Raw genomic sequence first — 10,924 nt, forward strand, 5'->3', positions numbered from 1 at the left:
TGCGATCCTCCGTTATCGTCCCAACAGGCCCTTCAGCATCTTGTTCATATCGATGATTTCATCGCTTTCCGCGCTCTTGCTCTTGGCTTTCTCTCTGCTCCGCCCTTGGTCTTTCGCCGGCTCCTGCTCCGCGCTCTTCATCATATCGCGCATGTTCGGCATGCCGCCCTGCCCCATCATGGCTCCCATGTCGTTCTTGGTATAGCCGGCAGGAATCTCGAACAGCGCCGGATCCTGCTTCTCGATCTTCAGGTTGGTCAACTCGCTCGCCATGCGCATTTTCTTGTCACCCTCCTTAGACAGGAGATCCATCTTCACCGTGATACCCTCCTTGGTCGTCCAAAAGAATCCGCCGAACTTCGACCCGTCCTTCTTCGTCGCAATGACCTTGGATTTGGTGGTCTTGATCCCGTTGATCGTTTCTTCCCCGACGGCAGTCTGTTCCACATCCATAGCGCTGAGATCGGACGCATTCGACTGATCCAGGGGCATCTCCATATACATATCCCCCATCAGTTGCCACATCACCTTCTTGTCCTTGCGGATGATGGTGACACTGCCGCCTGCCCCGCCCATCTCCATGCGCTCCTTGCCAGACGTATGGTAGACACGGGACTTCATCGTCATGCCCCCATCCGCCTCCATGGTGCTATCGGCCGAATAGTCCGCCCGTGAATCCGGTAGAGACGCCGCACTGACCGTCAAGGGCACCAACACCACCGACAACGCCATACCGACAGATCGCAAGAGCGTCATATTCATGGTCTATCTCCTCCTTTAGTAACGGTCTGGACTTCTGATCAATGGAACGCTAACGAGTCACACCAGTCGAGTCAATTACGGACAAGGTTCAGCCAGGGATGATGGCCTACAGGCCATGGGAATGGGGCTACTGTGCCCCTGGCACCGACTTCCGATTCGCGGTGCCTTGCAAATCCATATCGAACACGACCGCACCGTCCGGCTTCTTGGCATCGAGCTTGAGCGGCATCTGGTCGACGACCAGCTTCACCAAGGGCACCGCAACGATATGCGAAGCCTTATCCGTAGGGTTGGAATAGAGCTTAAGCCGGATATTCTTCGGCCGCAGACTCGGCGTCAACAGAGGCTTGAGGTCGGCCTCCACAAACCCCACCAGCATCCCGCTCCCGTCGGCGAGCTTATGGATCTCGTAGGCATTGGCGGCAGGCGACATCTGCTCCAACGGAAGATCCGGACTCTGCGTGACCAACGCCAACCCCAGGAGCCTGGGAATAATAAACCCGTAGCTCCCCGTTGGCGCGACGGAGAAACGGCCACCCGGAACAGGAGTCGTCAGCTCAGACACTCCGTTTTTGACCCGCATTTGCCGCCGTAACTCCATTTCGCTACCAGTCGTCTCGATAAAGACAGCGGCCGGTGCAGCGGTTTGCACAGGCAAGACCTCCGTCTTCCCTCCTCCACGCGCCGCATGGAGCGAAGCCGGCAGAAGGCTCATCAGGAAGAGGCCCAGCAACGTGCCCGTAAGCACCTGCCGAACAGTCGTGAGTCGAGTCAATCCTGCAACGATGTGAAACATGGGTGCGAGTCCTCCTGGTACAACGATACAGCGCGAAGCGTTAGACGATAGAACCCCTATTGTGTATCAAGCTTCCCCTATGCGGTGCAATCTAAGACCCCTGAGACGGAAGACGTCAAGCGGAAGATACGGAATACCGCGGGGCGCAATGAGAGGATTCATGCTCCCTGGTTCTTGACTCCCCCCTCCAACGAGGAATAGGGTTCTCACAGACGTCGCAGTACAGTGGACTCAACACCATGTTGAGAGGTCCTCTATGAAGCCCCTCGGACGAACCCTGCTGACCCTGGCCGTCATGGCCTCTCTCACCGGATGCGTCGGCACCCGCATCGAATATTTGACGGACACGACCTATCCTCCGAAAAACGCGACCGCATCTGTCGAGTGGCTCACGGCGGAACCGACACGACCCCACGTAGAAGTGGCACGGATTACCGTACGAAGCTCAAACTATAGTCTAGAGACACTCCGGCACACGATGCAGGATCGTGCCCGCGCGTTGGGGGCCGATGCGATTGTCCCGGATGTGCCGATGGTCCTGATGTCTCAGGTCGGAAGCCCTTACTATGAGGCGGGATTGCTGAGCCCATCAGGAGCGGCGTTTGGACTCTACGGATACGGATGGTACACACCCTACAGCTCCAACCCCTACATTCTGACCCAAGGCGCCACGGATCAGCCGCGCATTGAACAGGCCCTCTCAGGCATCGCTATCCGGTTTGAAGAGACCCCGACAGACCTGCGCTAAGACAGCGATCCCGGCATCCGACGCTCCAGCTCACGTTCGCTCCAGCGCAAGAAGCCGTTTCTTCCGCTCAAGGCCCCAGCGATAGCCTGCAAGCTGCCCATCTCCTCGAACGACTCGATGACAAGGGATCACTACCGCGATGGGGTTCGTCGCACAGGCTCTCGCCACGGCACGGGCTGCCGTCGGTTGTCCGATCATTTCTGCGATCTCCCGGTAGGACCTGGTCTGACCACGAGGAATCTGTTGCAATGCCTGCCACACTTTACGTTGAAACAGGGTAGCCTTCACATCCAGAGAGAGAAGCGCGGCGGCTCTTTCGCCCGTGACATACTGCAGAAGGACTCGGACCTGCTCCTTCAACCCGATGCCGGCTCGGCGAAGTATCGCCTTCGGGTAATCGTGCCGAAGTGACGCCACCAATGCGCCGACTGTGTCTCCGAGACATACGGCGGCAATACCCCGTTCTGTCACCGCCACCAGCATACGGCCGATGGCCGTCGGCACAGTCGTATAGCGCAGCGTGATGCCCACCCCGCCGGAACGAAATGCAGAGGGCGTCATCCCGAGTTCCCTATGCGCTCGTACATACAGGCTGCTGCTGGAACCGAAGCCGGCTTCGTAGGTCGCATTCGTCACGGTCTCGCCTCGCTTCAATGCTGACGTAAACCGCACCATCCTCCGGGTGTCCCGGTACGCTTTTGGCGACAGTCCGACCAATTGCGTGAAGGTGCGCTGCAGATGAAACGGGCTCATGCCGACCTCCCTGGCCAACTGTCGGAGCGTAACAGGTTCATCACAGTGGTCATCCAAATAACATCGCGCACGTTCAACCCGCTGTTCTGCGTCGGAACCATGAGGCGACTGCGGCCGGCAGCGCAGACAGGCGCGATAGCCTGCCGCTTCCGCCTGGGGTGGCGAATCGAAAAACGTCACATGATTGCGAGTCGGGCGGCGAGAGGGACAAGAGGGGCGGCAATAGACGTTCGTTGAGGACACGGCGTAGACGAACCGGCCATCGCAGCGGCGATCGCGCGTCAGCACGGCCTCCCACGCATCATCTGCCATGACTGACACCATCAGCCCCCCTCTCGTTACAGCATGATACCGCCGAAGCGGGTCGAGGCACTATCCGATTGTTGCGGTCAAACTCCGAGGATGATGGTCCGCGATGGGATCGCTGTGCGCAATGAATCGGGATCGGGCCCTGCCCCTTCCATCCCCGATCTTGGATTGCAAACACAGAATCCACTCGTTGCAATCCTATGGACCTAGAGCGTGAAAATATAGAACTGGCGCGAGTGACACGAAAAGTCCATAGTCACGTCATCTCGGGCTCTTCCAGGAGCGATGTACTGCTGGCGAGCCCTTGCACCACGTGCCTAAAAAGGAGGTTTCATGAACATGGCAAAAAAGAGGACTCTCGTTTTTGCGTTAGGCCTGCTCACATTAGGAATCGGTCTCACGCCGATTCCCGCGTCGGCCAATCCAGATGTCATCGAAACCGGACGTCTGTTGGCAATTCTGTTGGATGCCGGTCGGGGAACGGTCGGCGCCAACCAGCCGCTCATCAATGATGCGGCCAAGGGAGACAAGGGCTTTACGCCGGACCTGTTCGAAGCACAGTTGACCGAGAAGTTTAAAGGACGATCTGGTATCGATTTGGCCAATCTCAAGGCGGCGGCTGTGCCGGAAACCGCGAAGAGCCTGTTGCCACAACTTGTGGCAGCGTCAAAAAAGACGGTGGCGGACAATCAGGCGAGCATCAATAAATCAGGAGTCGGCTATAAAGGTTTCACTCCGGCACACTTCGGCACACAGGCCGCAGCGGAGTTCAGCACCAAGACAGGGGTGTATCTCAAACAAACGACGCAAGATGGCCTGTTGCGGAATCCCAAGAACAAAGCAGACGGGTTTGAGGCTGGCCTCCTTGCAAAACTCGCCGATGCCTCCTATCCCCGACAGGGCGACAAAGCCATGAGCGAAACCGTCGAGGGCGGGAAAGCCGTGCGGGTCATGTTGCCGCTCTATTATGGAAAAGGCTGCATGGGTTGTCACGGGGGACCGAAGGGCGAAACGGATATCTCCGGCTATAAGAAAGAGGGCGCCAACGAAGGGGATCTCGGAGGCGCAATCAGCGTAAAGCTCCCGATCAAGTAATTGGCGTAGTACGACTCGTTGGTCAGATGTCGAAGTCAGGGGTGTCGAGCATTGAGCTCGACACCCCTGATTTCATTCAGCACAATCGGGTGACCCCATCGCCCTTCATGCTCCGCAAGCCATTACTGTTCACCGACATGAACAGCAGCACGCAGGGAGAGACCTCGCCGCCAACTCAGGCTGACGAGGCGTCCAGGTCAGTCGCACAAAGGAACAGTACCAAGAAACTTCCGCATCTCCCAGAACGATGGGTGAGGATCGTTCAATTGAGGATGCTCCAAGTCGACCTGAACGTTGTAAAGAGCCGCGTCACCCTCGTTTCTCACTTGGGTGACCTGGTACCAACAATCGTACTTGAGCCCCCAGCGATCGAGATATCGTAGCCGGATATAACCATTATTAATGAGTTTGGCGCGAACCGGCGCGTCCGGGCCCAAGACGATCGAGGCCACATGTTTCTGATAGCGCGGACCACGAGGATAGATTTTCTTGACGGCGAAGCTGCCTTCCCACCCACCCATGTGCAGCAGGCAATCGTACGCCACACCCCCACCCACATTCTCAAGCTCCGGGTAGATGGTGAGGACGTTCCCCGAACTCATCGCCGACATGTTGGTGATCCAGAGATCCGGCTGCGCCGCACGAAACTCCTCCTGCGTGCGGGTCACAAACCCATACCAATAAAACGCAGCCGTAGCCCCAACAACGAGGAACACCAGCAACCCAAGCAGCAACAACCAATCCATGGTCAACAGCATCTACCAGTGAATAATTTAGGGCTGAAGCGAAAACGGAGAGAGGCTACGTTCTAGCGTGGCAAGAGTCAACCAAAAGGAGCAGGAGATAACGGCACTTCATGAGGCATGACGCCGCAGCGCGCAACGAGAAGGGGGCTAAGGCATTTCTTCGGCATGCAATGCCGGGTTGAAAGACCGGGCTATCAATCTTGGACGGGAGTGGTTTCTCAAGGGAGGGAAAATAGATTTCGCTCCGTTGAAAGCTTCATTTGGAATCAAGTTAATGTTGAATGACTTGGCCATACGCATTTCCTTGGCTCCCAGGTATCTAAAACATTGCGGCGGAGTAAAGGGAAGCCAGCATCGTCTCAACACCGTCAATGAAACCGGCTTATCCAATCGCCACGTTGTGTCAATGCAAATACCAAAGGCAACGGAGGTGCCAGAGTAATAATCTGTGAATTGATGGCTTGTTAGTCCGGACACCGTTCCTACTTGCCTCCACAGCTGTGCTGGCCGCGCAACAATCACTTCCTTAACCACAAATCCTCCAACTAGAGCCATGACTGGTCGGGGTACATAAATTAGGACAACGTCTCCTTTTTCTAACTTGGAACGTACTCTTCTGAGCTCGACCTTCTTTCTTCCCTCTAGAATGTCCTGAGCATGATTCTCTCGGATAGAAAGCACCAGAATGGTCTTCATAGGTTTTCCTTATAGCCCATCCCCTGTCTATACAGTTTCGCGAAGACCTGTGGCGGTATGAGCTGGGGGGACTGTAGTTGTGTACGCACGCCAGCCTCTTGAAGCACTGCCTGAAATGTGTCCCAGCGGATTGGATCAGCCAGCAACTGCGTATCGCTATATCGAACAGCCATAAGGTTCGTATCGATATCATCCTTCGCGAGCTCGATAAGATGCCTCCACTCATACACTCCCAGCCGGTCGAAGCGTCGGAATAATTCTTTAGGGCGACCAACTACGACATCATCCAGAAAGGAACAGGCTCTGATACATTTTGACCCGTGATATTTCTTATCATCACTGACGTACCAGAGAATTCGACCGGGGGCTGTGAGACCTCCGTTGGGCAGGGCTGATCGATAGTACACTCCTTCTCTATTCAAGCTCAGTTTCGTTCTTGCACCAAAAAGATCCTGATTGGCAAGGTCATCATCAAAGAGCTCTGCCGCCCACTTTGGCTGAATTGAAATTATATAACTTGGTACTGGAGCATCGATAATCTTGAGAGGCCAATACGCACGCTCTAGCTTGTGCGCAGTTAGTGCATCGGATCTTACTATTTGCGACAGTCCCGTCATGGCATCAGGCTTACTTCCACTCCCTCCTACCCCTCCGACCAAGCCGAGTTGCTCAACGAAGGTCTTCGCGGTCACTGCGATGGGCATCGTATACTTAACCCAATGACGATCTTCTCGACTGAACCCATCTCTCCTAAGTTCTTCCCCGACAAAATCCACGCAGTAGGGGTCGGAGATCACGATCCTTGATCGATTTTCTGCTGCCGCTCCCGTCACCATTCGAAGCAACAGATTTCGTAAAATTGCGACAGCTTCGGGCCCACGAGCGACTCTCATGAATGGAACGAGTAACTCCGCTTCGTTGGAGCATTCATACACTACCAAAGCAGCCGGCTTCTCTTCCCCCCAAAACAAACCCCAACATTGGCAAGTTTTTGGAGCAGCAAGGTACTTGCAAAAACGCTCTCGAAATCTGGCCTTAGTCTCTTTTCTTTCTGTGGCCTGCAAGGCACAAACAAAATCATCGGTTGGCGTTTGTTGCAACCGTCGAAGCGTCAATACGCCTGCGACTCGTGCAGGATTATATTTTGAGCGTTCTTGCAGTTCGTCCAACTGGGCAATGAGATCAGAGGGTCTTATTGCCGATGTCCCAAATTCTCGATAAAGCCGATGAGAGAGATTCAGGAGCTTTTCATCCCGAGTCACGAAAAACCTACATCCGGATGCGACAGTCCACGCAAGCTGCCTAATATCTGATGCATCGCTCTCAGAGAGAGGGTGGCGAAAGTATTGCTTCACCTTACTTTCGGCAGCAGCAAACTTGTCATGGCGAGGCCTTACGGATACAAATTGCCCTGCATACCGTCGGTTGCTTGCGCGATGACTCGGGGTCTTGTTCCGATTGATCTCGTTCAAAATTTCCGGAGTAGTCTGAAGCTCGACCGACGATTGCAACCAATCAGCCTGGAGGGACTTCGACTCTTCAGTGTGTGGCTCCACAGGGGTATTAAGATCGTAAAACACGTTTGCATCTATCACAACTGGGATCTTCTGTTCTGTCTCTACAGACTCCGACAAAGAAAAGAGATCAGGGTTTCCGCTATCAAACCACCAATTCGTCAATATCGTGTCATTTGTACCTCTGCCACGCTTTTCGTGCACGGCTACGAATCCCAATTGGGGCCACAGAGCTGAAGCACTGAAATCACGCCGGCATGAAACGTTTATCCCCCGAAAAGATTTAGACGTTGCAACTAAAGCCTCGAAAAGGTCTCTTGCTATGTGACGCCCTCGCATCTCATCTCGCACGCATAAATGGACGACTGTGAGTCGATCACCACTTTTCCGAAAGAGAAGGTATCCCGCCAACAAACCCGCTTGATCACTGGCGACAAGGATACAACCTTTCGACGCATACTCATCAAAAGCACCATCAGGAAAGAAGCCAAGTGTGGCAGCGTTGGCCCGCCAGAGCTTCTTTACCTCATCCAGTTGACGCGGCAACCCTTTAAGAATTCCTACATTCATTCGAGTAATCTTGCCCGAAGGAAAACCCTGTAGCCTCATTATTTCGAACTAAAGGGTATCAGTATGGTCGATCGAAAGAAACGGTCTCAGCCAGCGAAAAATAGGACAACAGTCTATTCCCCCAGGATATCCCCGTCCATCCGCACAAATGAGCACCTAAGAGCATCTAATAACTTACACCCTCTAAGCTTCCTTCCTAATTTCTCAAAGGGATTGGAATGTTTGACCTTCCGTTGTGTGCGTCCAGGGAGGGCCTCTTCCTGCCTTCCCTACAACATCACACCTTCTCGCCCAAGGGAGTCGCCGGACTGTCCTTCACTGCGCGCGTCGAACGAGCACATTCTGATCGTGCGCGTTCCGCGAGCAAGAAGGATGGTCTGGCGGCTCCCCTCTCCTCCTTCTGAGGCCGCGCGTTGCGCGAGCACAGAAGATCATCAGCCTCCAGCCCCTGTCCCCCCTATCACTTCGCCAGGATTGTGGTACGGTAGAGACAACAGAGAACTAACCATGACCATTAAGGCACAATTTCCAGACGAGCAAAGCGTCGAAGGCGCCTTCACCAGGCAGCCGGATGTGTTCAAGAACTGGGTGACTGCGAATGGAGGCTCCGGCTACCCTGCCGAGAGAGGCCGCTACCACCTCTATGTCTCCCTGGCCTGTCCCTGGGCCCATCGGACCATCATTGTACGAAAACTCAAGAAGCTCGAAGACGTGATCGGCATGACGGTCGTGGACCCGATCCGCGACGAGCGAGGCTGGGCCTTCCGCGAAGGGCCGGGCCATTCGCTCGATCCGATCAATGGATTCCAGTTCCTCAGTCAGGCCTATAAGGCCACCGACCCCGACTATCGGGGACGATTCACCGTCCCTGTGCTGTGGGATACCGTCACGAAACGCATCGTGACCAATTCCGACGACGATCTCATGCGCATGTTCAACGGCGAGTTCAACCGCTTCACCGAGAACACGATCGACCTCTATCAAGACGGCATCAGGAAAGAAATCGACGATCTCAACACCTTCATCTACGAGAACGTGAACGACGGGGTCTATCGCGCGGGATTCGCCACCTCGCAGCGGGCCTATGAGCGGGCCGTATTGCGCCTCTTCGACGCCCTCGATCAACTCGAGGCCAGGCTGGCGCGCCAACGCTACCTCTTCGGCTCACAGTTCCTCGAAACCGATTGGCGCCTGTTCGTCACCCTCGTGCGCTTCGACGCCGTCTACCACGGCCATTTCAAGTGCAACATCCGCCGGATCATCGACTACCCCAATCTCTTCAACTACCTCAAAGACCTCTATCAGACCGACGGCATTGCCGACACCGTGAACTTCGATCACATCAAGCGGCATTACTACGTCACCCACGACGACATCAATCCAACCCGTATCGTCCCCCTCGGTCCCGACCAGGATCTGACGACCCCGCATGGCCGCGAGCGCCTCCGCTAGCAGCACCACCACCATAAGCTGATAGCGAATAGCTGATGGCTGATAGCGGGGAGAGAGACCATCCTGCGTTTATGTTGGGTCCGAGACCATCAGCTATCGGCCATATGCTCTTGTCTTTGACCGAGCAACGTAGCATTTCAGGACAGTCAGCCAGGGACCACTGCCCTATTCTGCCACGAAACTTTGTGGTTAGCGTTCGGGGCTCTGCCCTGATCCTGCTCTAACCACTCGACAGATCACGCATTTGCTTGCTCCATCCTGCGCGAGGGTGATGGCATTCCCCTTGCTCCTTTCTCCCTCCAGACACCATACGGCTACAGACTAAGGATGCTCAAAAAGTCTGCCAGCAAGGCCGCAGCGAGTAAAGGGCCGAGGCGTACCCGGAGGGTACGTTGAGGGTCTGAACGATGCGAGAACGCAGCTCGCAGGCTTTTTCAGCATCCTGCCCACCCATTGCCATGGAGGTTGCCATGCCTGTCCTCAAGCGACTCCAAACCTATCTCGATAGCCACAAGATCGCCTACAAGGTGCTCAGCCATGACAAGGCCTTCAGCGCCCGAAGGACGGCGGAGGCTCTCCATGTGTCAGGCGACCTGTTCGCCAAAGTGGTGGTTGTCAAAGCCGACCAGCGGTTTGTGATGGCGGTCGTCACTTCTACCTGGCGGATAGATTTCAAACGGCTCGAAGAGGTGCTCGACAGCAAACATGTGAGACTGGCAACGGAGCACGAACTTGCGGAACTCTTTCCTGACTGCGAAGTGGGGACGATGCCCCCGTTCGGCAATCTCTACAACATGCCTGTCTACGTCGATCAACTGCTCACCAAAGATGAACACATTTTCTTCGACGCCGGGACCCATACGGGAGCCATGAAGCTCCGCTATCGGGACTTCGCCGAACTGGTTCACCCAACGGTGGCGCAGTTCCATCGGGAGCCTTCGACGTTGCAGTACTAGGACCGAGGAGAGGAGCGTATAGCTGATAGCTGATGGCGGGGGACCAGAGCTGGAACTGTCGAAACCAATACTCGACTCCTCTTCCCACGGCTCTCAGCCCTTGGTCGCGTTTCACGCTTCCAGACGCTCGCGCAGCTTTCGTCGCATTCCTTGCATGGCCAATAGGTACGTGGTAGGGTAACAGGTGATCGCGTAAGACCTTCCGTGCTTGGAGGCAGCAGCCCTCCAGTAGACACGAAGTCTCCCGCGATCTTTTTTTGTCCGCACGCAGCCGTCCGCATCTGCTGAGCATTTCGTCGAAGGCCGACTCATCCCTCGCGTTCATTGCCAGTCCGACAGACTCGTGGGGACCTCACAACATCAAGAGGTGCATCCGTGTTTCATGAATTTACGTCAACCGTTCGAGCACTCCTCCACGACGCCGCGGGGAGTCTGTATCACATCGTCATCGTCGCCTTGAGTGCGGGCATTGCGCTCTTGCTCCCGGCAGGCGCCAGGCATTTCCTCGCCTTCTGGGCGCGCGTCGA

General features: G+C 55.4%; 10 protein-coding genes. 4 read left to right on the top strand and 6 right to left on the bottom strand.

Going from position 1 to position 10,924, the window contains the following annotated elements; translation table 11 throughout:
• Window positions 1-12: 12 nt before the first annotated feature.
• Both Q7U76_10170 and Q7U76_10175 read right to left on the bottom strand, forming a co-directional pair.
• A complete protein-coding gene (locus tag Q7U76_10170) occupies window positions 13-762 on the bottom strand; it encodes a hypothetical protein (GenBank protein ID MDO8356742.1) in 750 nt (249 codons plus the stop codon).
• A gap of 127 nt (window positions 763-889) precedes the next feature.
• On the bottom strand, window positions 890-1,558 hold the full coding sequence (locus Q7U76_10175) for a hypothetical protein (GenBank protein MDO8356743.1): 669 nt from the start codon (window positions 1,556-1,558) through the stop codon (window positions 890-892).
• A gap of 256 nt (window positions 1,559-1,814) precedes the next feature.
• On the opposite strand from Q7U76_10175, the gene Q7U76_10180 reads away from it, so the two are divergent.
• A complete protein-coding gene (locus Q7U76_10180) occupies window positions 1,815-2,306 on the top strand; it encodes a hypothetical protein (GenBank protein MDO8356744.1) in 492 nt (163 codons plus the stop codon).
• Window positions 2,307-2,336: 30 nt separating this feature from the next.
• Here the strand turns inward: Q7U76_10180 and ada are convergent, their stop codons facing one another.
• The gene (gene ada, locus Q7U76_10185; GenBank protein ID MDO8356745.1) at window positions 2,337-3,371 is read right to left on the bottom strand and encodes a bifunctional DNA-binding transcriptional regulator/O6-methylguanine-DNA methyltransferase Ada; all 1,035 of its coding nucleotides are present in this window, start codon (window positions 3,369-3,371) and stop codon (window positions 2,337-2,339) included.
• 330 nt (window positions 3,372-3,701) lie between these two features.
• Between ada and Q7U76_10190 the strand changes: the two genes are divergently transcribed.
• A complete protein-coding gene (locus Q7U76_10190; GenBank protein ID MDO8356746.1) occupies window positions 3,702-4,463 on the top strand; it encodes a DUF3365 domain-containing protein in 762 nt (253 codons plus the stop codon).
• 197 nt (window positions 4,464-4,660) lie between these two features.
• On the opposite strand, the gene Q7U76_10195 is transcribed toward Q7U76_10190, so the two are convergent.
• From Q7U76_10195 to Q7U76_10205, 3 genes are all read right to left on the bottom strand, one after another.
• On the bottom strand, window positions 4,661-5,221 hold the full coding sequence (locus tag Q7U76_10195) for a hypothetical protein (GenBank protein MDO8356747.1): 561 nt from the start codon (window positions 5,219-5,221) through the stop codon (window positions 4,661-4,663).
• A gap of 135 nt (window positions 5,222-5,356) precedes the next feature.
• Window positions 5,357-5,905: an ASCH domain-containing protein gene (locus Q7U76_10200; protein MDO8356748.1), complete on the bottom strand. Its 549-nt coding sequence runs from the start codon at window positions 5,903-5,905 to the stop codon at window positions 5,357-5,359.
• The gene (locus Q7U76_10205) at window positions 5,902-7,989 is read right to left on the bottom strand and encodes a hypothetical protein (protein MDO8356749.1); all 2,088 of its coding nucleotides are present in this window, start codon (window positions 7,987-7,989) and stop codon (window positions 5,902-5,904) included. Before Q7U76_10205 ends, Q7U76_10200 begins: the two co-directional genes overlap by 4 nt.
• 507 nt (window positions 7,990-8,496) lie before the next feature.
• On the opposite strand from Q7U76_10205, the gene Q7U76_10210 reads away from it, so the two are divergent.
• Complete coding sequence (locus Q7U76_10210) at window positions 8,497-9,441, top strand: glutathione S-transferase family protein (GenBank protein ID MDO8356750.1); 945 nt, start codon at window positions 8,497-8,499, stop codon at window positions 9,439-9,441.
• A 470-nt stretch (window positions 9,442-9,911) separates the two neighbouring features.
• The gene (locus Q7U76_10215; protein ID MDO8356751.1) at window positions 9,912-10,397 is read left to right on the top strand and encodes a YbaK/EbsC family protein; all 486 of its coding nucleotides are present in this window, start codon (window positions 9,912-9,914) and stop codon (window positions 10,395-10,397) included.
• Window positions 10,398-10,924: the final 527 nt, after the last annotated feature.

Source organism: Nitrospirota bacterium, assembly GCA_030645475.1.
In the GTDB taxonomy this organism is placed as follows: domain Bacteria; phylum Nitrospirota; class Nitrospiria; order Nitrospirales; family Nitrospiraceae; genus Palsa-1315.

Coding starts and splice junctions, on each gene's coding strand:
- Q7U76_10170 (MDO8356742.1), bottom strand. CDS start 762: ATGAATATGACGCTCTTGCGATCTGTCGGTATGGCGTTGTCGGTGGTG.
- Q7U76_10175 (MDO8356743.1), bottom strand. CDS start 1,558: ATGTTTCACATCGTTGCAGGATTGACTCGACTCACGACTGTTCGGCAG.
- Q7U76_10180 (MDO8356744.1), top strand. CDS start 1,815: ATGAAGCCCCTCGGACGAACCCTGCTGACCCTGGCCGTCATGGCCTCT.
- ada (MDO8356745.1), bottom strand. CDS start 3,371: ATGGCAGATGATGCGTGGGAGGCCGTGCTGACGCGCGATCGCCGCTGC.
- Q7U76_10190 (MDO8356746.1), top strand. CDS start 3,702: ATGAACATGGCAAAAAAGAGGACTCTCGTTTTTGCGTTAGGCCTGCTC.
- Q7U76_10195 (MDO8356747.1), bottom strand. CDS start 5,221: ATGCTGTTGACCATGGATTGGTTGTTGCTGCTTGGGTTGCTGGTGTTC.
- Q7U76_10200 (MDO8356748.1), bottom strand. CDS start 5,905: ATGAAGACCATTCTGGTGCTTTCTATCCGAGAGAATCATGCTCAGGAC.
- Q7U76_10205 (MDO8356749.1), bottom strand. CDS start 7,989: ATGAATGTAGGAATTCTTAAAGGGTTGCCGCGTCAACTGGATGAGGTA.
- Q7U76_10210 (MDO8356750.1), top strand. CDS start 8,497: ATGACCATTAAGGCACAATTTCCAGACGAGCAAAGCGTCGAAGGCGCC.
- Q7U76_10215 (MDO8356751.1), top strand. CDS start 9,912: ATGCCTGTCCTCAAGCGACTCCAAACCTATCTCGATAGCCACAAGATC.